This is a genomic window from [Scytonema hofmanni] UTEX 2349 (genome assembly GCF_000582685.1).
Classification (GTDB): Bacteria; Cyanobacteriota; Cyanobacteriia; order Cyanobacteriales; family Nostocaceae; genus Hassallia; species Hassallia hofmanni.
Window position 1 is genome coordinate 2,579,749 of sequence record NZ_KK073768.1, and the last position, 23,541, is coordinate 2,603,289.

Below are 23,541 nucleotides of genomic sequence, written 5' to 3' on the forward strand. Positions count from 1 at the left end.
CATAGCAATAAATGAAAATTTTATTGATAGGTAATTATCAGCCAGATGCCATACAAAGCATGGATAGGTTTGCTTCTATGCTGGAAATTTATTTAACTAAATTTGGTCATCAAGTGCGTATTATTCGTCCAATACCGTATTTTGGGAGACTTGGTTTATCTTCGGAGTTATTAAAAAAATGGTTAGGCTATATTGATAAATTAATTCTCTTTCCATCACAATTGCGTCAAGCATTATCTTGGGCAGACGTAGTTCATATATGCGATCAAGGGAATGCACTTTACATAAAATATTTGAGAAACGTACCTCATGTTGTAACTTGTCATGATTTATTAGCCGTTCGTTCTGGTTTGGGAGAGTTTCCTCAATATAAAACTGGATGGACTGGGAAACAATTGCAGCAAATGATGATGAAGGGGCTAAATCAAGCTGAAAAAGTTGTGTGCGTTTCCGAACAAACTAGAAGCGATGTATTACGTCTTAGTTCTCTTTCTAAAAGTGCTGTATCTTGTATTCCTATGGGGTTAAACTATCCCTATACCCCAATGACAACTATAGAAGCTAAGGAACGTTTAGAAGTTTTAGGAGTTCCTCAAAATTGCCAATTTATTCTTCATGTTGGGGGAAATTTTTGGTACAAAAATCGTTTGGGAGTTTTAGAAATTTTTTATCAGTTAATGCTGAAACTAAAACAGCCCAATTTTTATTTAGTCATGGCTGGTAAACCCATAACAGCGGAAATGTGGCAGTTTATTAACATGCATAATATGACTCAAAAAGTTATAGAGTTAGTGAATGTTGATAATGAAAATTTACGATCGCTATATTCTTCTGCTACTGCCTTACTATTTCCTTCCCTTTATGAAGGGTTTGGCTGGCCAATTATAGAAGCTCAAGCTTGTGGTTGTCCCGTGTTTACATCAAACCGTCCTCCGATGAATGATTTAGGAGGAGAAGCAGCTATATATATAGAACCGGATAAACCTGAAAAAGCCGCAGAAAAAATTATTGACTATTTTCCTATATTAGAAGAATATAAAGTAAAAGGATTTGTTAATTGCCAAAGATTTCAAGTTGAAACAATGATTAGTCAATATATTGAAATTTATCAGCAAGTCATTGGCGAAAAATCTTTGAATCAAGTTAAAATTATGTGAATATCTCGTATGATGAAGATAAATGTTGACTCCGATTATTTGTTAAATCAGGATAGAAACATCAAAAATAATCGCAAATATAAAAAATATAAGCATTTACACATCTGGTTTCCTAATATTTTTGAATTTAAAGGTGGTGTACAGGTCTATTCAGCTTTCTTGCTCGAAGCGTTACAAAGTTTGTATCCTCATACAGAATATGATGTTTTTCTCAAACACGATACTCGCTGCTTATCAAATGTCTCTTCTATAAATAACACCCGATTTCACTTTGCAGGTAAGTGGTATATAAAGTTAAGGACGCTTGCCTTTGCTACTCAAATTTTCAAATGTGGTATTTGGCAAACCCCTAATCTGATTATCACTTCTCATTTGAATTTTACGGTCGTTGCCTATTTACTAAAACGCTTCAAAGGTATACCTTATTGGACTGTTGCTCACGGTGTTGATGCTTGGAATATTACAAATCCTACCCTCAAAACTGCTTTATTTCATGCCGATCGCATTCTAGCAGTGAGTAATTACACACGCGATCGCCTGCTGAAAGAACAGAACTTAGATCCTAGTAAAATCTCGATTTTACCTAATACATTTGATGGCAGTAGCTTCAAAATTGCAGATAAACCGAAATATTTATTAGAGCGATACGGACTAAAACCTGAACAGCCAATTATTTTAACCGTGGCTAGATTAGCAAGTGCTGATGGCTACAAAGGTTATGATAAAATTATTCAAGCTTTACCTAAAATTAGGCGTCAGCTTCCAGATGTTCATTACATAATAGTTGGCAAAGGCGATGATCGCCCCCGAATTGAGCAACTAATTACTCAACTGGGTTTGGAAGATTGCGTTACTTTAGCAGGATTTATACCTGACAATGAACTTTGTGACTACTACAATCTTTGTAATGTCTTTGCCATGCCCAGTAAAGGGGAAGGCTTTGGGATTGTATATTTAGAAGCATTAGCCTGTGGCAAACCGGTGCTGGGAGGCAATCAAGATGGAGCAATTGATGCTCTTTGCGGGGGAGAATTAGGTGTTTTAGTCAACCCGGATGATGTGGAAGCGATCGCTCAATCTTTGATCCAAATTTTAAAAGGCACTTATCCCCATCCCATCTTGTATCAGCCTGAAATTCTTCGGCGGAAAGTAATAGATACCTTCGGTTTTGAAAAGTTCAAACAAACCCTAGCTAGCTTAATGAATTCCAGGTGAAAATTTTACATGTTATCCCTTCAGTTAGTCCAACTTTAGGGGGACCAACCGAAGTAGTTTTGAATTTAGTTAAAGCTTTGCGTGAATGTGGTGTTGACACTGAAATTGCCACGACTAATGATAATGGTTCAGATAAATTAGTGTTAGATGTACCCCTCAATGAACGTGTCGAATATCAGCAAGTTCCTGTATGGTTTCTGCCCCGATATTCTCATCGAATGAAGGAATTTATTTTCTCGGAAGCACTGACTCGTTGGCTTTGGCAGCATATCAAAGATTACGACTTATTGGATATTCACTATCTATTTTCCTATGGTTCTAGCTGTGCCGGGACAATTGCGAGATGGCAAGGTATTCCCTACACAATCCGAACGATGGGACAATTAGAGCCTTGGGCTTTAGCCCAAAGTCGTCTCAAAAAACAAATATATACACTTTTGATTGAGCGACATAATTTGAATCGTGCTGCTGCTATACATTCCACGTCAGCTAGTGAAGCCGAAGATGTCCGCAAATTTGGCATTAAGACTCCTACGATTACCTTACCTTTAGGAGTGAATCAGCCAATTTATTTACCAGAAGCTAAACAGAAGCTTCACTATGTTTATGGAATTGGGAGTGAGATACCGGTGGTGCTGTTTCTCTCTCGTCTCCATTACAAAAAGCGTCCCGATTTGCTGGTGCGATCGCTTAAACAACTCGCTGCTCAAAATGACAATTTCCATCTAATTTTAGCTGGTGCAGGAGAGCCAGACTATGTTGATGATCTGAAAAATTTAATAGCAAACTGCGGTTTAACTTCTCAAACTTCATTTGCTGGTTTCGTCACAGGAGAGGATAAACAATTGCTCCTCCAAGGGTCTGATATTTTTGTTTTGCCATCCTTTTCCGAAAACTTTGGTATTGCAGTCGCAGAAGCTATGGCAGTGGGATTGCCAGTAATCGTCACTCCTGGTGTGCAAATAGCTCCAGAAATTGCTTTATCGAAAGCTGGACTAATTGTGGAGGGAGAAGAGGATACTTTAGCTTTGGCGATCGCTCAATTACTCAAATCTCCACTCCTTAGACAACAGTTAGGTGAAAATGGTCAACATCTGGTGAATAGCCGATATTCTTGGAGTGCGATCGCTCAAAATTTAAGCACCGCTTATCAAGCTATCCTTGAGCAAAAGTCAATTCACAAATAAGCAGAAAATTTATGGATGATTGTTGAATAAAATATGAATTGGAAGCACATTATCATAGAAGAAATGGATACCTTTAGCGATCGCCTCTGACCATGACATCTTTGCAAGTTCAGCCGCGAAATACCATACCCCCTATAACCATGGATGGGTAAAAAAGCAGAGTTTGAGGGTTATTGGTTACGCTGGTGGGATAAATCTGGAAATTTATTACTTTGGGGAAGTGAGTTAGTTGAACAAGAACGTCAACGGACAGAACAAGAACGTCAACGGGCTGAACAAGCCGAACAAAAAGCTGTTAGATTAGCTGAAAGACTTCGGGCTATGGGGATTGATCCGGAAGAAATTTCGTAAACTTAAGGTCTTTATTCTGGGCACAAACCAGCTACACGAAAATTAAAGCCTTGGCGAATATAATTCGCGGCTACACAAACAAAACCCACCTCCGTGGGTTGGAAAGCCAAGATGTTTGTATTAGTCCGCGCACCATCCGGACAATGCCAGTGTAGTAGCGAATTATATTCGCCCAAAACTTTTCTTTCCATCCTCTTAGATGAAAGGATTTTATTTACTGACCAAGAAATATTGGATATTTGCTCTTCTAGGTTTTATCCTTGTTTTACTGAGTATCATTCCAATTCGATTAGCGATCGCCTCCTACCAAGCTCCCCAACCCCAAGCTTTCTTTATCTTAGGTGGTGGATCGGAGCGGGAAAGTTTGACTGCGGATCTAGCACGGTGGTATCCATCCCTAGATATCTGGATATCTTCTGGTTCAAGCCCAAACGAGATACACAAAACTTTTCAAACCGCAGGTATATCTCTGACACGCGTGCATATTGATTGTCGTGCTGTTGATACAGTCACTAACTTTACCTCTCTAGTGAATGACTTCAAACAACACAATATACAACACTTGTTTCTAATTACTTCCAGCTTTCATATGCCCAGAGCAGAGGCGATCGCCACCATCATTCTTGGTAGCCAAGGTATAACATTTACTGCTGTCTCTGCTCCATCGATCAATGCACCAGAACCCCGAACTCACATCCTACGTGATTGTATTCGCTCTTTGGTCTGGCTTTTTACAGGCTATACCGGAGCCGAACTGAAAAACACTTTTAATTAGTACATTAAAACCAACATGAACATCCTCGGAATTAACGCTTATCATGGCGATGCTTCAGCTTGCTTAATCCAAAACGGTGAACTCGTTGCCGCAGTTGAAGAAGAACGGTTTAATCGAGTTAAACATTGGGCGGGATTTCCAGCAGAATCTATCCGCTATTGTTTAAAAGTGGGTGGTATTAGTGCCGCAGATTTAGCTCATGTTGCAGTATCTTTCAATCCCAAAGCCAACTTAAATCGCAAGTTATTATTTACCCTGCAAAATCGTCCTTCTGTGCGATCGCTTTTGGATCGATTTAACAAGCAAAGCAAATCTGCGAGTCTTCTGCAAGAATTAGCCGATGTCTGTCACTGCCAAAGCGAAGACATCCACGCAAAAATCCACAATTTAGAACATCATACCACCCATTTAGCTAGTGGTTTTTTTGTTTCTCCTTTTGAAGAAGCGGCAATTCTCTCAATCGACGGCATGGGAGATTTTGTCAGCACTCTCTCGGCTGCTGGACGCGGTAACGAATTAGAATATTTTTCTCGCACTCACTACCCTCATTCCGTCGGCTATCTTTACAATGCTATTACTTTATACCTGGGCTTTCCTGCCTACGGTGATGAGTATAAAGTTATGGGATTAGCCCCCTATGGCGAACCTGAATACTTAGAAGCGTTTCGTCGAATTATATATCCCAAAGGAGACAGCTTTGAATTAAATCTCGACTACTTTAACCACCACACTCAAGGTATTGCAATGAATTGGGAAAGTGGTTCTCCAACTGTCCAAGCATTCCACAGCCCAGAGTTAGAAAAATTACTCGGTGCAGCGCGAGATCCGAAATCGGAAGTGACATCAAAGCATCAAAATATCGCTGCATCTGTGCAAGCTGTGACTGAAGAAATTATCTTTCATCTGCTGAATCGTTTAAGCGATCGCTACAAGAGCGAAAATCTCTGTTTGGTGGGTGGTGTAGCGATGAATTCTGTCGCTAATGGCAAAATCACTCAAAATACCCCCTTTAAAAATGTCTACACTCCCATAGGTGCGGCTGACAACGGCACATGCTTTGGTGCAGCTTTTTACGTTTGGCATCAAATGCTAAAACAACCGAGAAAATTTGTCCTAGATCATGCTTATTGGGGATCAGAATTTTCTGATGAAGAATGTTTGTTAGCTTTGCAACACCACAATCTGCAACCCAAAAAATTAGAGCGCGATGCACTTTTACATCATGTTGTCGATGCTTTGTGTGCAGGTAAAGTAATCGGTTGGTTTCAAGGTAGGATGGAGTTTGGAGCTAGAGCTTTAGGTAATCGCTCACTTTTAGCCGATCCACGTCGTGCTGATATGCGAGATATTATCAACCTGAAAATCAAATTCCGAGAAAAGTTTCGTCCCTTCGCTCCTAGCATTTTAGAAGAAAGAGTCGGCGAATACTTTGAAATCGATGAACCGGCACCGTTCATGGAAAAAGTCTTTAAAATTCGCTCTCAAAAAAGAGAGCTAATTCCTGCTGTTACCCATGTTGATGGAACAGGACGTTTACAAAGTGTCAGTCGCAGTACCAATCCTCTTTATTGGGACTTGATAAATACATTTGCTCAACGCACTGGTATTCCCATTGTTCTCAACACATCCCTTAACGAAAATGAACCCATCGTTAGAACTCCTAATGAAGCCATTCTGTGTTTTTTAAGAACTCATATGGATGCTATTGTTTTGGGTTCTTATTATGTAGAACGCAGTGATATCAAAGTTGTTGGTTGATAGTGGGCATTGGGTATTGGGCATTGGGTATTGCACATTCCCCTGTTCCCTGTTCCCTTACTCTACGAGAGGCAGGGCAAACGCGATGGTGTACTAGTAGTCTGTCAATTTTATTTTGATGGTTGTGTACAAATCCACAACCCGCTCACAGACGTAGCACTGCTACGTCTCTACAACCCAATACGGTTGGTGTTAGCGTCAAAAACTTTAAACTGCGTAGGTTGGGTTGAGGAACGAAACCCAACATTTTCGGGGGGTTTGTTGGGTTTCACTTCGTTCAACCCAACCTACAATTATCCTTAACTGAACCGTATTGCTCTACAACCGTCATTTTTATCTTGACAGGCTAGTAGTTGTCTTTTAGGGTTTTTGGCGATCGCCTCTAAATTATACTTGACATCAACTTTGATTAATGTATATTTTTTCTGGCTTGATTAATTTTTCCAACCCTGAAAGGCATTTTTTCAGGTTTACAGAAGTTCTGCGGCACTGGATGGGATAAGTTAACTATAATATTGGCAGTTATGCCTAGCACAACGAATTTTGATACGACTTCTTCTATAATGTATAAAATATATTTGTCACAAGTAACACTAAAATTCATGTCCAGACAAAGTATTCATGAGATAGTTTTTATCAAAACTTTGACTAGTAGTGCTAGGAAGATATCTCCTAAATTGAGAGTAACACTCGAATACTGGTGTTCTTGGCTGATTGAATCTGTGCCATTTTTGATTGCTTGTGCAGTACTTCTAAGCGTTATCAGCCTCAAAAGCCCCATCCTGCTTTTTTGTCTACTTGTGGGTAGTCTAATTACAATAATTATACAGCAAATTGGGCAGCAGGTTCATCTACCCAGGCGATCGCTCATATTGTTACAAATATTAGCAGTAGCGATCGTCCTGAGTTTATTTTGGTTAGACTATTTTGCAGTTCCCGCACAAGCCCAATTTTTTAAGAGAGCCGAAGATTTCTTTAAACAGAATCTCACCACAACAGGAGATGCAACAGCAAACAATGGTACCCAAGCAGTTAGTTTAATATTCAACGTGTTGCGAGCACTTTACCTACTTTACATAGCAGTTTCTTTGATTGGTGTTATTAATGCAGTTCGCAAAGACGAAGATTGGCAAACTATCGCCAGAACTCCCTTATTAGTAGTTGTCGCTGTCACAATTGCTGATGTTCTCACAGGCTTTGTAATTGGCAATCCTAATAATAATCCATAATTTATTGAGTTAAAATGAAAAAAAGCTAAGAAATTTTCCATGACTCAAGACAAAGAAAAAGACTTTCGTCCAGTCAATCAAATTTTAGGAAGCCAACCTTCATTAGGACCAATTCCCGCCGATCAAGTCCTTCCTTGGACGGTTATTGCCTTAGCTGCTTATTTTATCATCAATGGAATTTTTGGAGGAATTTTTCCGGATGACTTTCAAAAATGGTTGTGGACGATACTAATTACTATTTGGGGAATGGCAACTTGGTGGATATTAACAGGTGGTAGGAGTTGGCGATTTTTAAGTAAATTTGTTGGTGTTCCAGCTTGGACTAGAGGCTTTGCTCGTTATCAAAGCATACTATTCGTTAACCATGAAGCAAAAAATCGGAAAACAAAGCGTCGGCATCGCAGGTAGCGAGAGATTAACACCATTTGAAGATGCTTTACACCTAGCGACAATGTTACGCATCTCACTTGGTGGACGTGATATAGGTGCTTATCTTTTGACAAAGGGAAGCCAAAAAAATAGATTTTGCTTTGTTTTTGGTTTTGAATGTCGAGGTATTCATACTACTTTAAGAACAGACCAAATAGATGTAATTCTTAATAATATTGAATCGGGTTTAAAAGACATTCCAGCTAATGAGAGAATAACCTTTCATTTGAGTTCTTTTAGCTCCGATGAAAAACGACAAAAAGAACTAAACTCAATCATCAAAAAAACGCCATCTAAAGATATAAAATACCTCTTAATGGCGGAAAGAGCAAGAACAAAAGAACTTACAGCTTCTGGTATTCGCAAACCGAAATTTCTCAAAATTTATGTAACTTATACCGTTGAACCAAACTCCACCAATGCAGATGATTCCATAGAAAAGCTTTTGGCAAAAGCTGAATTGTGGTGGTTGAAATTCAAAGGTGATATGGCAGAAGTGGAAAATCAGCGCATAGAAACCATTGTGAGCAATGCTTACAAACAAGGTTTTTGTCGCTGGGAACAAATATTATCTAATCAAATGGCATTGGATGTTAAGCCTTTGACTAGTGAAGAACTTTGGGGAGAAATATGGAGAAGATTTAATGATACCCCACCGATAGATATTCCCCAATTAATGACTTTAGATGAAAATGGACTGCACGAAGAAGCTCATTCAGATTTAGCTAGTACCAAATTACTTATAGATAATGTCCACAGTACAACTTTGCTGATGGAATCTAGTGTACCTTGTGCTGATCGCTCGTGGGTTCATGTTAAAAATAATTATATTGGGGCATTAACATTTTTAGAAAAACCTGGTGGTTGGCAAAATAAATCTTCTCAACTGCGCTATTTATGGGAATTGTTAGCAAGAGAAACGGTTGTTGATACAGAGATTTTTTGTGAGTTAACTGCCGCAAATCCAGCAATAGTAAAAAACACTTTGCAACGAGTGTTGAAGCAGTCGAATGTGACAGCAACAATGGCTCAAGAAAAAAGCCGAACCATTGATGTCAACGCTCAATTAAAATTAAGAAAATCCGTAGCAGCACAAGAACAATTATATGAAGGTGCAGTACCTATTTATACGGGGATAGCAATTTTTGTACATCGTCCAACTGTGGGTAAATTAGACGAAGCAATAAGATATATTGAAAACTGTTTTCAACGTCCAGCAAGAGTAATTAGAGAAACAGAATATGCTTGGAAAATTTGGCTACAAACTTTACCGATAGTTTGGGAAGGATTGTTAGCAAAACCCTTCAACCGTCGGCAGTTGTATCTAACCAGTGAAGTTCCCGGATTAATGCCTTTAGTATTAACTAAAGTCGGCGATCGCCAAGGTTTTGAATTGATTGCCGAGGAGGGAGGAACACCGGTATACTTAGATTTATTTAACGAGCATAAAAATTTAGCGCTATTCGCGACAACTCGCGCTGGTAAATCAGTATTGGTGTCAGGAATTTTAACTCAAGCTTTGGCACATGGTATTCCAGTAGTGGCGTTAGATTTCCCCAAACCAGATGGCACATCTACCTTCACCGACTATACAGAGTTTATGGAGGACAGTGGAGCATATTTTGATATTTCTAAACAATCGAATAACTTGTTTGAGCAACCAGATTTGCGATCGCTAGATCCAGAACAACAGCGCGATCGCCTGCTCGATTATACTGCCTTTTTAGAATCAGCCTTAATGACAATGGTTTTAGGCTCATCTACAGAAAATCCACTGTTATCTCAAACCGTGCGATCGCTTCTTAATTTGGCTTTAACAGCATTCTTTGCTGATGAAGGTATAAAAGAGCGATATCGAATCGCAATAGCAGGGGGATTTGGCACTTCAGCTTGGCAGAAAACCCCCACATTAAGAGATTTTCTTTATTTCTGCACAACAGAACATCTACAAATTAATTCTCTAAGTGGCAGAGTTGAAGATGCCTTAAGTCAAATTCAATTGCGGTTGCGATTTTGGCTTTCTAGTCGCGTCGGACAATCGATTTCTGCACCATCTAGCTTTCCCACTGATGCACAACTTTTGGTTTTTGCTCTGAGAAACCTCTCAGATAATGAAGATGCAGCAATCCTATCTTTAAGTGCCTATTCAGCAGCATTAAGACGCGCACTCAGCAGTCCAGCTTCCATATTCTTCATTGATGAAGCACCAATTTTATTTGAATTTGACCAAATTGCTGACTTAGTTGGCAGAATTTGTGCCAATGGTGCAAAAGCTGGAATTAGAGTTATTTTATCAGCACAAGACCCCGATACCATCGCCAAATCTAAAGCCGCATCGAAAATTTTACAAAACTTATCAACACGATTAATCGGACGCATTCAACCCGTTGCCGTCGATAGTTTCATCCAAATATTAAAATATCCCCGTGAAATTATTTCTCGTAATGCTTCAGAAGGCTTCTTTCCTCGCAAAGAAGGCATTTATAGCCAATGGCTATTAGATAATAACGGTATTTATACCTTTTGTCGCTATTATCCAGGTTACGAACAATTAGCAGTAGTTGCTAACAACCCCAATGAACAAGCTGCACGGAGTAAAATAATGCGAGAATACAGCGATAAATATCAAGCAATTTCTGCCTTTGCACGTCAGTTAGTGGCTTCATTACGTGGTAGTTAACATGGCAATTTTAAAAAGACCTAACCCCCCAACCCCCTTCCCTACAAGGGAAGGGGGAGTACATTTACTCTATGAGGGAGAGTACATTTCCCTCCCCTACAAGAAAAGGGAGAGTACATTTCCCTGCCCTTGTAGGGGAGGGACGACTTTGACGCCAGTCAAAGTCAGGGAGAGGTTTTGCCTTTAATATGGTTGAACTACTTAAAAGAATAAAGTACTAAATTCCTCTAAATATTTTTTCCAGGTTCAGAACTATGAAAAAAATCGCCCTTTTGACACTTTCTCTATCATTCCTCATTGTTCTACCAGCCACAGCACAACTAGGCAAAGTTTGGACAGATTTTCAATCATATTCTACAGATTTACAAAATTATTTATCAAATAATGTAAACGACAGTTTAAAACCTGTAGAATTTCAATCTCAAAATGCCATTGATAACGCAAAAGGGGAATTGAATATACCTAATCCTGTTGATGCTGGAGAAAAAGTTAGTATTGATATATTTCTCAACTCCATATCAGATAAGTTTGAAAATAATCCTGTGGTACGTTCAACTTCAGTTAATAATGAAATAAATCGTTTAATTACTCGTAGTTCAGCCTCAGGTATTCTCGGTATCAATGGTCAAATTAGGTCAAAAACAAAGCTACAAGATACCGAAAATAGATTGGAAAGTATTGGCGTATTTAACGAGGATCTAGACGAAAATCAACAAAATTTTCTCAATGATATTCAAGATAAAATTGTTCAACTTGGGACTAATGCTTCAGTTGCAGGACAAGTAGGACAATTGCTTGGTATCCGCGAGCAAACCAATTTACAATACGAACAAACTAAAATTCAACGGGAACAAGTAAAAATTGTAGCCGAAACACTTGGTCAAACAATACAGACGAATCAATCTTTGCAATACACTAACTTAAATCTCGCAAGTCTTTCTCAGCAAATGGAAGATACAAATCGTGCGAGAAGAGTAGACGCATCCGCAGAAGCAGCGCGACTTTTGCGAACCACTTCCCAAGCAGATTTGTTTGGCAGAAAACTTAACAACTAAAAATCATGATTTTTGAACCTATTCTTACGTAGTGAGCGGTTTACCGCTCAAATCTTCCTTTATAAGGGCTGTTAGCGGAGCTTTACCGTAGAGTAGCCCTTACTACGAGAAACCTTTATTTACACTTATCATAAATAATTTAATTGAGCCTTAACTTCCTTTTAAAGGAAAGCTATAAAAATGAAAGATATTTCCCCAACTTTTTTAATTCAAATCGGTATAAATGATGTTCTCGGCAATGGAGCCACAACTGCTACAAGTATTGCCGAAGGTTGGGATCAACAATGGGTAGATTTATTACAAAATGATACTATTAATAACTTATATGGAGCGCTGACAAGTTTAGGTGTATTTTTTGCCGTAGGAACCCTACTGTTTTTTATGGTACAGTGGCTACAAGATGCTATCAACAGCGATTTTTCCCGTCCAATAACAGCTTTAATTTGGCCTTTTGTAGTAGTCATACTATTAACCAATTCCGGAAATGGCACTGTATTGTCCAATTTAACATTAGGAGTCAGGAATTTTCTGAATACGGTGAATCAGCAAGTAGTGACAACAGCAGACGCAAATCAAACTTATCAGCAAGCACTAAATATGACTATTGGTGAAGAAATAGCCGGTTCTTTATTGCGTCCTTGTCAGTCACTAACTGGTGAGCAACAAAATCAATGCTTTGTCAAAGCTAAGGAAAAAGCTGACACTCTCTGGGTGGAATATAGAAATTTATACGGTGATAAACCTTGGATAGATAGACTAGAAAATAAAGTAAATAATATTACATATAATACAGCTAGCGTCTCGGAAAATTCATTTGATTCTTTCTTAGGTTCTACAGTCCAAATTAGTATCAAAAACTTTTTAGTTTCATTGCAATATGCTTTCCAAAACTTGATAGAAGCGACAATGTTACTGATAGCAGCTTTGGGACCGTTAGCTGTGGGTGCATCTTTACTACCTGTAGCTGGTAAACCCATTTTTGCATGGCTGACTGGGTTTTTATCGATAGGAATTTCTAAGATTTCATTTAATATTATTGCTGTCTTAACTGCCACAGTTATTGTTAATGGACCAGGACAGGATGTCAATGCCGATCCAGACTTAATGTGGTTTATAATTTTTCTAGGAATTTTAGCCCCGATTGTATCTTTATTTGTGGCTGCTGCGGGAGGATTTGCAGTCTTTAGTGCTATCAGCAATACGGCTTCGTGGGTTAAGGAGAGGGTATAAATCTCAAGTAAGGGGGATGACTAAATGGTACGTTTACTGGAGAAAAGACAACGAACAGGAAGTATTTTAACAATTTTTGCGATCGCTACTTTCAGTTTGCATCTATCGGCTATATTTTTATTAATATTTCAAGGCATAAATATTCGCCAACTCAGCGTGAGAAAAGCTCCCAACTTTGTGCAACTGATAGATGGTAAACCAGCAGATGTTACTGATCTCGAAAGAGAACCCGAAGCAATTCGTCAATTCGTCAGTAAAACGATGACATCAATGTTTAATTGGTCGGGAAAATTACCACCAGAATCTATTGAACAAGTTACACAACCTCAAGCAGATGCAGGAATATCAATTCAAACTTCACGCGGTGGTAGCCGAAAAGTTAGTACAACAAGTTGGATAGCCAGTTTTGCTTTATCTGAAGATTTCCGCAAAGGTTTCTTAAGCACAATTGCGGAAATGACACCACCAGAAGTTTTTTATAATAAACCCAGTCAAAATATTTCTGGAGAGTTAGTTATTAAGCGAGTTTATCCACCTGAAAAAATTGGTTTGGGTAAATGGCGAGTTGGGATGGTAGCCGACCTGATTCAAAAAAAACAAGCTGACAATAGAACAATCGTAACTCGTTTTAATAAAGATTTACTTGTCCGTGCGGTAGATTCTTTTGCTTATCCACAACTTGATAATACCACTGTTCTGCAAAAAGCAATTTATAGCGTCCGCGCCGATCAACTAGAAATTTACGAAATTCGGAATTTATGTTTAATCGATGAATATAATAACCAGAATCCAGATGTAAATGTATGCGGTAATAGACAAACAACTGATAGTTTTATCAAATAACTTTTTAGAGGTAAATATTAATGCAGATACTTAAAACTGAAAATAAGAAAAGCAGTATTTTACCATTATTTGCCGTCGCAACATTTGGTTTGCATCTGCTCACTTTACTCGTACTGTTCTTCCACTGGTCTATGTTGCAGCAGTTACAGATGCGATTAACACCTCAAAGTTTAGTGCAACTTGCTGATGGACATGCCATAACAGTAGACCCCAAACCGAATTTAGAGCGACATCCAGAGACAATTCGGCGCTTTGTCGGTGAAACTATGACCTTAATGCTTACTTGGTCGCAGCAACAGCAGCCAAAAACTGTTTGGGAAGTTAGTTCTGAACTGATAGCTAATGAATTGCAGCCAAAATTACAATCACAAATTAGTCCCACTGAAAACTTAAGTAAAGGAACTGAAAATGTATTGGTTATAGAAAGTATTTCTCAACCTACAAAAATAGAAAATGGTAAGTGGAAAGTGGAAATGTTTGCTAATCAAATAATTTTTACAAATTCTGATAGATTGGGAAAATCAATTTCCTTTAATAAAATAATTTTAGTGAGAGCAATTGATGAACAAGCTGCTTCACTACCAAACTCCCCGTTACCTTTGAACTTGGTGGCTTATCGCCTTGGCGAAGCGAGATTAAAAATTTATAATATCTGTGAAATACAAGATAAAAAATGTTCATGAAATTCAAAATTAAACTATACTAAGTAATTGTACGTTCAATTTATATAGCAATCCTATCTGAATTGTGAAAGTTGCCTTTGTTTAACTAATCGCCTTCTCTGCGAGAGGCTTCTCTACGAGAGGCTTTGCCAACGCGCTTCGCGTCTCGAACAACTGCTATATGTAGTCATCCGTGAAAACCCCTGCCACAATGGCATTGTTGAATTCTAAAATTAAAAATTAATTTATGACTCGATATTCAATTCCTTCAGAAAAGTTGCCACAAAATCTAGATAGTCCACCCGAATTGGACACTTTAGATTGGGAATCACGGATGGCAAGATTGGTTGGCTTGGTAGAAGAATCTTCATCTGCTAATACCGAGGAAGCAGTAGAAGAATCAACTCCTGCGTTACAACCTTTGTCTGATCCTCAAGAAGTTCGCACTAAGGAACCCCTCTCATCTAACCCCTTTGCTAAGTTAGGCTTGGTGGGTGCTGGTACTTTGGGTATAGTATTGGTGGCTGGCGTGTTTTTGTCGCAGCTAATGAACACTGGCAAGCAACAGCCAAAAAAGAATAATGTTTCTATGCGATCGCAACCAATAAGCGATTCCCGCCCGCAGCAGCTACAATCAGAACTAGAGACTTTAAAAACTAAATTAGCCCTGACTGAACAAACAGAAGCAGTCAAAGCAGCACAACAAAAGCTCAGACTTCAAAAACCAACACCTGTTGCAGCTCGACCAGTTTCACAACCACCAACTTCTGTCAATAGAGTGAGGATACCAGTGGAAAGGATACCAACACCCGTGCGAACAGTTTATGTGCCTCGCATAGTCACTGTTGAGCGTGTCGTTAAAGCACCCTCTGTTCCACAAAAGCCTATTCCACAAAAGCCTATTCCACAAAAGCCTGCTAACTCTCAAATTTTACCATCACCTTTGCCGATAGTTGCAGCAAACACCCAGCCAATAGTTACAGTAACTCCCAAACCCACACCAGATCCGCTTCAGGAATGGGCAAAGTTAGCAAAATTAGGTAGCTACGGTATGGTTACTATGACTGGGAATAGTGTTCAAGCAGCTACTCCTACACCTACTCCTACACCTCCTGTAAATAATACTCGGTTGGCAGCAAATACCAAGCCAGACGACGAACCAGAAGAAGAGTCAACCCCTGCGGTTAGCCAAACAAAACAGCAGACTCCGAAATCCGTGGCTGTAGGAACTAGAGCGAAAGCTGTATTTGCGACCGCTGTATTTGGGGAAACTACTAGATCAACCAATAGCAATAAAAAAGACGAAAGCGGCAAAGACGTATTTGTAGTGCGTTTGAAAGAGCCATTAAAATCTGTGGATGGTGCGATCGCTTTACCTGCTAAGACTGAATTTTTAGCTCAAGTTCGTTCTATTTCAGACCAAGGCTTCCTACAGTTGGATGTAGTCAAAGTTATTGTCCCAAATAATAACAACTTCACTGAAAAAAGCTTACCGCCAAATGCAATAACCGTTCGCGCTAATCAAGGCAAACCTCTCATCGCAAGCCAATATTCTAATCAAGGGGGGTCTGTCGCAGGGCTAACGGATGTAGGAGTATTCGCCTTGAATGGTGTTGGTAAAGCAGCAGAGATATTTAATCGTCCTGATACCAGAATCCAGTGCGTCCCTAATACTACTGTTACTAGTGGGACTAGTGTTACTAATAATAATTGTTTTCAAACCACCGACAACAGACGCAACATATTAGCGGGCGTTTTGGAAGGTGGTGCGACTAATATAGCTCAACAAGTTTCCCAACGCAATCAACAAAATATCTCTAAAAGACAGGCACAACGCACTAACGTTTGGTTTATGCCCGCAGGCAAAGAAATTGAAATATATGTAAATCAAACAACGCAGTTTTAATAGTTAGAAGTTGGAGAATGAAGCATTAAAATTTCGGCACTTTTCAATTCAAACATGAAATACCTAATCTCTGGTAGAGACGTTCCGGCGGAACGTCTCTAGTAATCCAGCGGAACGTCTCTAGTAATCCGGCGGAACGTCTCTAGTAATCCGGCGGAACGTCTCTACGAGGGTTAAGGTATTTTTCTCAATGCATGACATGATATCATTTAACAACGCCCGCATTGAATTTGCTTGAACTATTTATCTATCTAAATTTTTGCAGCCATGAAAAACGAGACATCACAAGGAAATACTCCAGATAAATCTTATTTATTACATCTGGCTACCTTGATTTTTTCAACTGCAATTTTATTAGTTGCAGGTCGTGTTTTAGCTAATAATGCCGTTCTTCGTTCGATGTTTTCTTGCCAAGCACAGGGTTTAGGGGGAGCAACACCTATTATCGATATTTGGTATCAACAAGGAACAAACTTAAGTTTTATTCAATCCGGAGAAACAATTAAAAAAGTTTGGTTAAACGACCCTTCACAGGTCACTATAGATTTTGATGGTCCGATGTGTATGCAGTTTGGTCAAGACCGTAATGTTAGTCAAGGAGATTGTAAAAATTCAGCTGCGAGTGTAATTCAACTCAGACGAATTCCCAAACTGAAAATTGCCGGATTGCCTAATACTAATAATACACTTTTAACAGTAGTTACTGAAAAACAAGGCAAAACCAAGTTGTATGCATTTCGAGTAATATATGGCAAAGGTAGCCCTGAATATAGCACTTTAGCAATTTTTTCTGACCCTCCTTCTACTAATGAAATGTCTTGTGTTAGACCTCCAAAATAATTTAGAAAGAATGACCGCAGGCTTATTTCATCAACATTAATCATTCGTTAAGTTGCCCCCAGAGATATTTCTGAAACGTCTCTACAGTGCAAAATTATAATAGACGACCGATGTGGAAATTAATTATGCGTTATCCAGAACCCCTAGAGACTACCAAGTGCTACGTCTCTACATGTTTTCCACTAAAGAGTGTCTAATCACAATTCCTGAAAGGAATATTATATTAAAATGAATAACGACCTGGTTCTTTTTCTTATTAGTATTAGTGTACTTGTCCTCTATCTCGTCTTCTCAGCGCTGACTGAGATGGGTACTAAGTTACCTTGGAAAAAGTAGTGTTCCTCAGTTTTTAGACTTAGACCTTGAATCGTCATTTTCTGACCCTTGGGTAAGTCCTGTGGGCATTTATTTTTATGGTTGACTATAAGGGTGCATTTCGGTAAATTAACCTAAATTTTAACAAACTTTAACTAAAATTTTACTCTTAGTGACTTACTTCGTTCAGCAGACTTCAGATAAACTACTTAAATTGTGTCGTTTTTTAGATGTATGCAAAAATAAAGGATAGTGTACCAAAGTCAGACTCAAAGCAATGGATTATTGCTAAACTAACCATATTTTTATCTAAAGAAGGAATAACAATAGGGAATCTGAGTGAGGAGTACAAATGCTTGAGGCTATTGCGGTTGGTTGGCTACTACTGTTTTTCGGCGATTTTTTTTCTACCTTCTTCTACCATATACCTGAGCATGTTTTTGGTAGGCTTCACTTGCAAACGCACCACTCTTGGAAGAAAGACTTTCGCCATTACGCAATTTTAACTTTCAATTTCCAGGTTCTTTTAGATGGTATTTTGGGGGCTTTGCCATATTTGCTCTTAGCAGTATTTCTGTGGACTTTTTCTCCCGTTGGCGTTATTTGTGGGTTGCTTTTTGGTCAGTTTCATGTATGGTGGAGACACATAAGTGTCTTGGGTTGGGAAACTCCTAAGTTTTTGAGTTTGCTGTGTCAGGTTTTATATATCACTACACCGGAAAGACATTGGTTGCATCATCAAAAAACTAACATCGGGTACGGTGATATTTTTACATTCTTTGAGCAACCGGCAAAAATTTGGATGCGATCGCTACGTCTTTTGAGGCTTAATCTGCGTTCCTCGTTGATTCAGATAGAATAAACGAAAATACTAAACTATTGAACACAAAACCGCTGGATTCAACCCTTTTGAGTAGAGGAGGAGAGGGGGAGAGGGAGAGTGGGAGAGACAAGGGGACAAGGGGACAAGGAGAATAATTCTTTTTTGCAGATGGTGCAAGTGGGACCTCAAAGCGTTATAACTGCAATTGAGAAAGTCAAAGGTGATTTATCGCGTCAACAGAAAGTAAAGATTTTTACCGAATTGGATACAGAAACTCACAGTGGTAGTCGTTTGAAATTATTGCGATCGCTTATGAGTCACTCCAATGCAGAAAGCATACTTGAACAACTAGACCAGCGAAAATCATTTCACCCTTTCCCACCAGAAAAATGTGTATAAAAACTCGTAATAAGCGCTGAAACGCTTACTACTAAATTTAACATGAACACAAGACTCAACGAACCCAAACAAAACACACTTCTACAAAATCCCAAAATCTACCGCAAACTAGAAATTAACCACACACGCAACAAACAACAAGACCACACGCAACTACTTGACGAAGCTGCTGCCGCATTTAAATATGAAGATTGCAAAGACGTTTATTGGAACCCAGAGGAATTTTCTTTACTTTACGGTACACCAGTATGGTCACAAGCAAGCCAAAGTCAAAAAGTTATCTTAAATCAACTTTATTGGGTAGCTTATTATTCGCAAATTATCTCCGCCGAAATTGCAACAATCTTCTTTAATCAAACTAGCGCTGCCGGACTTTATGCCCAAGAAGATTTTCGTCTAGTTTGTGATATGCTCGACTTGGAATCTGCCCAAGAACGCGCACATATTCACGCTTTTCAAACAGTTTCCAACCAAGTAGAAGCAGCATTATTTGGTAAGCGAATTTTCTCCTATCCCATGCGGGGACCATTTAGCGAAACGATGATTTTCGCTGACACCAACGCTTTGAAAAGTTGGTGGAAAAAGCTACAATTGCAAACCTTTGGACTTCTATCATCAGATAATACCTTCTTGGCTTGTCAATACTTCACCGTCCGAGGAGTGCGAACACTCAACGGAAAGTTAGTACAGCACAAATTAAGCAATTATTATCAGAAACATCCCGACCCAGAAAACGCTCCCATCCCGGCAAAGATATCTTACTATCACTTCATGGATGAAAGCTTTCATTTTAACAGTTCGACAATTATATCCCATGATGTGATTTCGTGTTTGAAACCACCGACAGCATTTGAGAAGTTAGTAGCTAATTTGGGTTTGCGTGGTTGTCAAAAAGACCATTATCATTTTAGTGCGGCAATCAACGGCATTTTTTGGTACGATCCGGCATTATATTCAGCGATTTATCAAGTCTTGCGATCGCCATCTTTTAGTATGAGCGATATTGAAGCAAAAGAAATGATGCGTCTTAGTTTTACCCAAGAATCAGAAGGACTACATCGCAGCTATCAAACCCACACCGAAGCGATGGAATCTTATAAAGTTTACCTAGATAAACTTAATTACGTTTGGCAAAGTAATAAACAAATGTCCCTCATGGCATCAAATTCTATTCCTAAATATTTAGAAACGCAAAAAAAAGCCTTTTCATCGTCCTCCTTTTACAAATAAATCTTAATTCGTAGTAAGCGCTTCAGCGCTTCAGCCCTAACTACAAAACCTTTCCAGATTAATTAACTTATAATGAATCAATTCAGCGCTGTTAGCGAAGCTTTCCCGTAGGGTAGCGCTGACTACAAGGTCTTTTAAAATTAATTAACTTATAATGAATCAATTTCAAAATCAAAACACACAACCGATTATAAAGATGAAAATCTTCAATAATTGGGATATTATCGCTAAAGGCTGGTATATTGCTTGTCCAAGTAAGGAAATAGTAAAAAGTCAAGTAAAATCTTTAAATATTTGTGGACAACAAATCGTTATCTTTCGCGGAGAAGATGGAAAACTTCGCGCATTAGATGCTTATTGCCCACATTTAGGAACTGATTTAGGAATTGGACGAGTTGAGGGTAATTTCATCCGCTGTTTTTTTCATCATTGGGCATTTGATGGTGAGGGAAACTGTCAAGATATTCCTTGTCAATCAACAATTCCCGATAAAGCGAAACTGCAATCTTATGCTACAGATGAAAAATATGATTTTATTTGGGTTTATCCAGATAAAGAAGCACCAAATAAAGTAGTTGAATTTGATGAACTTAAAGATAAACCTCTCGTGACAATACATGACAAAGCTTTTGAAAGAAGCTGTCATCACCACATATGCATGATGAATGGCATTGATGCTCAACATCTGCAAACCGTACATAAATTAAATATTAAAATGGATTTATCTTTACAACAAAATGAATCCGGTACAATTGTTAATTTTACCCTCAGCGGTGAATTCCCTAAAACGACAATAAGAGAGCGAATTGGGCAAAAAATTCTCGGAGAACATTATGAATATACTATGAGATATGCAGATGGCTGTATCGGGCTTTTAACTATTATGAAAAAAGTTCGTATTGTGCCACCATTACACATGATTTACGCTTACACCCCTGTAGAAATGGGTAGAACGCGCATTCAACCTATTTATGTTGCGAAAGAAAGAAAAGGTGTATTTGGTTGGGTGATTACGCGAATGTTACTTTTGTTAACTAAATTAGCTTACTATTTTTTACGTGGTGAAGATGGCATGATTTATGACAATATTCGCTACAATCCTCAGGTAATTCTTAATATAGATGCACCATTAGTTAAATATATGCAGTATGTAAATAAACTTGAAGCGTCTGTATGGTCGAAAGAAAAGTTTTGAATTATAATATTTTTTCACGCATAGTCGCAGAGACGCAGAGAAAGAAATTAAAATAGATTAAAAAATCTGCTTTCATCTGCGTTCATCTGCGGTTTTATTTCTCATGAATAAACTTTTTATCAATTTTACCGAAAGCAATTATCAAGCAATTAGTTTAGAAAGTCATGAAAAACTTTCTGAACATCTCACAATCCAAAACTCTCCAGTTTTATTTGGCTGTCGGACGGGAATTTGTGGAACTTGTCTGGTAATTGTAGAAGGTGATATTCCACCTGCTAGTGAGGAAGAAAAGGAAATTTTAGAGATATTTGCACCGGGAAATAAACAAGCAAGACTTGCTTGTCAGATAGATTTAACAAACGATATAGAAATAAAAAGTTATGTGGGGGAAAAGTGAGATTTGAGGATTTTTGGTATATTGTTTGTGAAAGCAAGCAACTAAAATTGAAGACGATACTGCAACGCACAGTTTTAGATGAATGGCTGGTAGTGTTTCGTGGTGATGATGGGAAAGCGGTTGTTTTGCGCGATCGCTGTATGCACAGAAACAGCCGTCTTTCTCATGGTAAAATCTGTGCAGGCAAAATCCACTGTCCTTACCACGGTTGGGTTTACGACAAAACCGGCAAAGTTGTAGCTGTACCTGCTGAAGGTGAAAATTTCCAACTTAGCGATGCTCGTCGCGTGTTATCTTATGACACAAAAGAGCAAGATGGATATGTTTATGTGCGATCGACGCAAAAGCCAAGTCAAGAATTTGCGCCTTTCAAAATGCCTTGCTATAAACAACCAGGATGGGAAACAGTACGTGTCATTAACCGCTTTCGCAACAACGTCACCAACTGTGCGGAAAATTTCATCGATATTCCCCACACAGCATCGGTTCATCCGGGAGTCTTCCGCAAACCTTGCGCTTCACAGCTAGAAATGACAGTGCAAAGACGCAACGGTTCAGTTTTTGCATCCTACCGTAACGAGACAACAAATCTCGGTTGGTTTACACGCTTCCTCAACTCTCAAGGTTACGAAATTCGTCATATCGACAGCTTTCACATGCCGAATATCACCAGCGTTGAGTATGATATGGGAACGCACAGAAAGCTTTTCATCACCAGCCAATCGATTCCCGAAGCTGCGGATTCAACTTTAGTTTACACCGATGTAACCTTTAATTACGGCATTTGGAACAAATTAGCGCGATATTTTGTCAAATGGACTGCTCAATATATTATCCGCCAAGATGTCGCAGCTTTAAACATCCAGTGGCAAGTAATTGAAAAATACGGCAGCAATTTTGCCAACACCCCCGCAGATACCATTCACGTCTTTGTCGAGTCTATCCGCAATAAAATTGCTCAAGGGGAAGATCCTAGAAACTTACCAGAAAAATCTGTAGAAATCAAGTTTTGGGTATGAACTACACTCATAAAAAGAAGTGGCAAAATAAAGCCACTTCGTAATTCCCAGGTAGAACCTGAGAATTATTATAAGTAAAATTAAAATTTAAAATGGTGTAAAGTGACACTGTTTTTTTAAATGTTAGTTTTTTTTGCCTTCGTGATTTTGCTGACGCTGACTGTGGTGAGTGATAACAAACTTAGTTTTTATCGCTTAAAGAACCGTGAAGACTGGTTTGTGGATGGAATTAATTTATTTTTTCAAGGAATTTTGATTCCCATCCTGCAAATAACTGTTATTTATCAACTTTATCAGCATTTGCTTGCCAATTTTCAAGCTGCACTAAATCTGCACCCCATCGTTGCATTTTGTCTCAGCTTTATATTTGTCGATTATCTATACTACTGGAATCATCGTCTATTTCATACCCGTTGGCTGTGGTATGTGCATCAAGTCCATCACACTGTTACACAAATGGATGTTTTAGGAACTTCTCGCAATACTTTGTGGACAAGCTTTCTAATTATTTATTTGTGGGTTCACGCTTTATTTATCTATCTCCTGCAAGATTCTAGCTGGTATGTTGCGGGTGTCAGCTTGAGTTCGGCTTTAGATTTGTGGAGACATAGTGCGATCGCACCTACACCAACATCTTTACTTTACCGCTGGTTGTCACCTTTGCTGATTCTACCACAGAATCATGCTTGGCATCACGCCAGCAGCGGTATTTGTGGTAATTATGGAGCAAATTTCAAGCTGTGGGATAAAATTCACGGGACTTATTTTGAATGTGACAAAGCACCAGATTCGTTGGGTGTGGAGACGAAGTTAAGCTTAACCCAAAAGCTATTTTTACCCTTTTAA

The 23,541-nt window shown here is 38.7% G+C and carries 23 protein-coding genes and 1 pseudogene; 23 read left to right on the top strand and 1 reads right to left on the bottom strand.

The genetic code is table 11. From position 1 onward, the window contains the following. Positions 1–11: 11 nt before the first annotated feature. The 4 genes and pseudogenes from TOL9009_RS0116440 to TOL9009_RS0116455 form a co-directional block, all read left to right on the top strand. Entirely contained in the window at positions 12–1,157 is a 1,146-nt protein-coding gene (locus tag TOL9009_RS0116440; protein ID WP_029633756.1) for a glycosyltransferase family 4 protein, read from the top strand. Positions 1,158–1,169: 12 nt separating this feature from the next. Continuing rightward, positions 1,170–2,372, top strand: coding sequence for a glycosyltransferase (locus TOL9009_RS0116445; RefSeq protein ID WP_084763229.1), 1,203 nt, complete (start codon positions 1,170–1,172; stop codon positions 2,370–2,372). Then, entirely contained in the window at positions 2,369–3,559 is a 1,191-nt protein-coding gene (locus TOL9009_RS0116450) for a glycosyltransferase (RefSeq protein WP_029633758.1), read from the top strand. The genes TOL9009_RS0116445 and TOL9009_RS0116450 overlap by 4 nt, the downstream gene beginning before the upstream one ends. Positions 3,560–3,727: 168 nt before the next feature. After that, positions 3,728–3,910 (top strand): annotated as a pseudogene (locus TOL9009_RS0116455) (Uma2 family endonuclease); the annotation flags it as partial. An 11-nt stretch (positions 3,911–3,921) separates the two neighbouring features. Here TOL9009_RS0116455 and TOL9009_RS0116460 read toward each other — a convergent pair. Beyond that, the gene (locus TOL9009_RS0116460) at positions 3,922–4,101 is read right to left on the bottom strand and encodes a hypothetical protein (protein WP_029633760.1); all 180 of its coding nucleotides are present in this window, start codon (positions 4,099–4,101) and stop codon (positions 3,922–3,924) included. A gap of 8 nt (positions 4,102–4,109) precedes the next feature. Here TOL9009_RS0116460 and TOL9009_RS0116465 point away from each other — a divergent pair, with 8 nt between their 5' ends. The 19 genes from TOL9009_RS0116465 (at position 4,110) to TOL9009_RS0116555 (ending at position 23,541) form a co-directional block, all read left to right on the top strand. Then, the gene (locus tag TOL9009_RS0116465) at positions 4,110–4,685 is read left to right on the top strand and encodes a YdcF family protein (RefSeq protein WP_029633761.1); all 576 of its coding nucleotides are present in this window, start codon (positions 4,110–4,112) and stop codon (positions 4,683–4,685) included. Positions 4,686–4,700: 15 nt separating this feature from the next. After that, positions 4,701–6,443 (top strand): carbamoyltransferase family protein, encoded by a 1,743-nt coding sequence (locus TOL9009_RS0116470; protein ID WP_029633762.1) that lies wholly within the window; start codon positions 4,701–4,703, stop codon positions 6,441–6,443. A gap of 9 nt (positions 6,444–6,452) precedes the next feature. Further along, complete coding sequence (locus TOL9009_RS45740; protein ID WP_144238256.1) at positions 6,453–6,746, top strand: hypothetical protein; 294 nt, start codon at positions 6,453–6,455, stop codon at positions 6,744–6,746. A gap of 299 nt (positions 6,747–7,045) precedes the next feature. After that, positions 7,046–7,672 (top strand): hypothetical protein, encoded by a 627-nt coding sequence (locus TOL9009_RS0116480; protein ID WP_029633764.1) that lies wholly within the window; start codon positions 7,046–7,048, stop codon positions 7,670–7,672. 39 nt (positions 7,673–7,711) lie between these two features. Beyond that, positions 7,712–8,080, top strand: a complete 369-nt coding sequence (locus TOL9009_RS0116485) for a hypothetical protein (RefSeq protein WP_029633765.1) — start codon at positions 7,712–7,714, stop codon at positions 8,078–8,080. Then, the gene (locus tag TOL9009_RS0116490; protein ID WP_029633766.1) at positions 8,037–10,781 is read left to right on the top strand and encodes a hypothetical protein; all 2,745 of its coding nucleotides are present in this window, start codon (positions 8,037–8,039) and stop codon (positions 10,779–10,781) included. The genes TOL9009_RS0116485 and TOL9009_RS0116490 overlap by 44 nt, the downstream gene beginning before the upstream one ends. A gap of 254 nt (positions 10,782–11,035) precedes the next feature. Continuing rightward, positions 11,036–11,836 (top strand): hypothetical protein, encoded by an 801-nt coding sequence (locus TOL9009_RS0116495; protein ID WP_029633767.1) that lies wholly within the window; start codon positions 11,036–11,038, stop codon positions 11,834–11,836. A gap of 180 nt (positions 11,837–12,016) precedes the next feature. Beyond that, positions 12,017–13,066 (top strand): hypothetical protein, encoded by a 1,050-nt coding sequence (locus TOL9009_RS0116500; RefSeq protein WP_038296390.1) that lies wholly within the window; start codon positions 12,017–12,019, stop codon positions 13,064–13,066. A gap of 24 nt (positions 13,067–13,090) precedes the next feature. After that, positions 13,091–13,909: a hypothetical protein gene (locus tag TOL9009_RS0116505; RefSeq protein ID WP_029633769.1), complete on the top strand. Its 819-nt coding sequence runs from the start codon at positions 13,091–13,093 to the stop codon at positions 13,907–13,909. A 20-nt stretch (positions 13,910–13,929) separates the two neighbouring features. Beyond that, complete coding sequence (locus TOL9009_RS0116510) at positions 13,930–14,592, top strand: hypothetical protein (RefSeq protein ID WP_029633770.1); 663 nt, start codon at positions 13,930–13,932, stop codon at positions 14,590–14,592. Positions 14,593–14,818: 226 nt separating this feature from the next. Further along, positions 14,819–16,477 carry a TrbI/VirB10 family protein gene (locus TOL9009_RS0116515; protein WP_029633771.1) on the top strand — a complete coding sequence of 553 codons (1,659 nt, stop codon included), beginning with the start codon at positions 14,819–14,821 and terminating at the stop codon, positions 16,475–16,477. A gap of 267 nt (positions 16,478–16,744) precedes the next feature. Then, the gene (locus tag TOL9009_RS0116520; protein WP_029633772.1) at positions 16,745–17,317 is read left to right on the top strand and encodes a hypothetical protein; all 573 of its coding nucleotides are present in this window, start codon (positions 16,745–16,747) and stop codon (positions 17,315–17,317) included. 667 nt (positions 17,318–17,984) lie between these two features. Beyond that, the gene (locus TOL9009_RS0116525) at positions 17,985–18,494 is read left to right on the top strand and encodes a sterol desaturase family protein (protein WP_029633773.1); all 510 of its coding nucleotides are present in this window, start codon (positions 17,985–17,987) and stop codon (positions 18,492–18,494) included. 78 nt (positions 18,495–18,572) lie between these two features. Next, positions 18,573–18,854, top strand: coding sequence for a hypothetical protein (locus TOL9009_RS0116530; protein WP_029633774.1), 282 nt, complete (start codon positions 18,573–18,575; stop codon positions 18,852–18,854). 42 nt (positions 18,855–18,896) lie between these two features. Further along, positions 18,897–20,084, top strand: coding sequence for a hypothetical protein (locus tag TOL9009_RS0116535; RefSeq protein WP_029633775.1), 1,188 nt, complete (start codon positions 18,897–18,899; stop codon positions 20,082–20,084). A gap of 154 nt (positions 20,085–20,238) precedes the next feature. Then, on the top strand, positions 20,239–21,279 hold the full coding sequence (locus tag TOL9009_RS0116540) for an aromatic ring-hydroxylating oxygenase subunit alpha (protein ID WP_029633776.1): 1,041 nt from the start codon (positions 20,239–20,241) through the stop codon (positions 21,277–21,279). A 103-nt stretch (positions 21,280–21,382) separates the two neighbouring features. After that, positions 21,383–21,676, top strand: a complete 294-nt coding sequence (locus tag TOL9009_RS0116545) for a 2Fe-2S iron-sulfur cluster binding domain-containing protein (protein WP_029633777.1) — start codon at positions 21,383–21,385, stop codon at positions 21,674–21,676. Next, positions 21,673–22,695 carry an aromatic ring-hydroxylating dioxygenase subunit alpha gene (locus tag TOL9009_RS0116550; RefSeq protein WP_029633778.1) on the top strand — a complete coding sequence of 341 codons (1,023 nt, stop codon included), beginning with the start codon at positions 21,673–21,675 and terminating at the stop codon, positions 22,693–22,695. The genes TOL9009_RS0116545 and TOL9009_RS0116550 overlap by 4 nt, the downstream gene beginning before the upstream one ends. A 120-nt stretch (positions 22,696–22,815) precedes the next feature. Next, complete coding sequence (locus TOL9009_RS0116555; RefSeq protein WP_029633779.1) at positions 22,816–23,541, top strand: sterol desaturase family protein; 726 nt, start codon at positions 22,816–22,818, stop codon at positions 23,539–23,541.

Bases quoted from the DNA above. Each gene is read 5' to 3' on its own strand.
- TOL9009_RS0116440 (WP_029633756.1), top strand. From the start codon at position 12: ATGAAAATTTTATTGATAGGTAATTATCAGCCAGATGCCATACAAAGC.
- TOL9009_RS0116445 (WP_084763229.1), top strand. From the start codon at position 1,170: ATGAAGATAAATGTTGACTCCGATTATTTGTTAAATCAGGATAGAAAC.
- TOL9009_RS0116460 (WP_029633760.1), bottom strand. From the start codon at position 4,101: ATGGAAAGAAAAGTTTTGGGCGAATATAATTCGCTACTACACTGGCAT.
- TOL9009_RS0116465 (WP_029633761.1), top strand. From the start codon at position 4,110: ATGAAAGGATTTTATTTACTGACCAAGAAATATTGGATATTTGCTCTT.
- TOL9009_RS0116470 (WP_029633762.1), top strand. From the start codon at position 4,701: ATGAACATCCTCGGAATTAACGCTTATCATGGCGATGCTTCAGCTTGC.
- TOL9009_RS0116480 (WP_029633764.1), top strand. From the start codon at position 7,046: ATGTCCAGACAAAGTATTCATGAGATAGTTTTTATCAAAACTTTGACT.
- TOL9009_RS0116485 (WP_029633765.1), top strand. From the start codon at position 7,712: ATGACTCAAGACAAAGAAAAAGACTTTCGTCCAGTCAATCAAATTTTA.
- TOL9009_RS0116490 (WP_029633766.1), top strand. From the start codon at position 8,037: ATGAAGCAAAAAATCGGAAAACAAAGCGTCGGCATCGCAGGTAGCGAG.
- TOL9009_RS0116495 (WP_029633767.1), top strand. From the start codon at position 11,036: ATGAAAAAAATCGCCCTTTTGACACTTTCTCTATCATTCCTCATTGTT.
- TOL9009_RS0116500 (WP_038296390.1), top strand. From the start codon at position 12,017: ATGAAAGATATTTCCCCAACTTTTTTAATTCAAATCGGTATAAATGAT.
- TOL9009_RS0116505 (WP_029633769.1), top strand. From the start codon at position 13,091: ATGGTACGTTTACTGGAGAAAAGACAACGAACAGGAAGTATTTTAACA.
- TOL9009_RS0116510 (WP_029633770.1), top strand. From the start codon at position 13,930: ATGCAGATACTTAAAACTGAAAATAAGAAAAGCAGTATTTTACCATTA.
- TOL9009_RS0116515 (WP_029633771.1), top strand. From the start codon at position 14,819: ATGACTCGATATTCAATTCCTTCAGAAAAGTTGCCACAAAATCTAGAT.
- TOL9009_RS0116520 (WP_029633772.1), top strand. From the start codon at position 16,745: ATGAAAAACGAGACATCACAAGGAAATACTCCAGATAAATCTTATTTA.
- TOL9009_RS0116525 (WP_029633773.1), top strand. From the start codon at position 17,985: ATGCTTGAGGCTATTGCGGTTGGTTGGCTACTACTGTTTTTCGGCGAT.
- TOL9009_RS0116535 (WP_029633775.1), top strand. From the start codon at position 18,897: ATGAACACAAGACTCAACGAACCCAAACAAAACACACTTCTACAAAAT.
- TOL9009_RS0116540 (WP_029633776.1), top strand. From the start codon at position 20,239: ATGAATCAATTTCAAAATCAAAACACACAACCGATTATAAAGATGAAA.
- TOL9009_RS0116545 (WP_029633777.1), top strand. From the start codon at position 21,383: ATGAATAAACTTTTTATCAATTTTACCGAAAGCAATTATCAAGCAATT.
- TOL9009_RS0116555 (WP_029633779.1), top strand. From the start codon at position 22,816: ATGTTAGTTTTTTTTGCCTTCGTGATTTTGCTGACGCTGACTGTGGTG.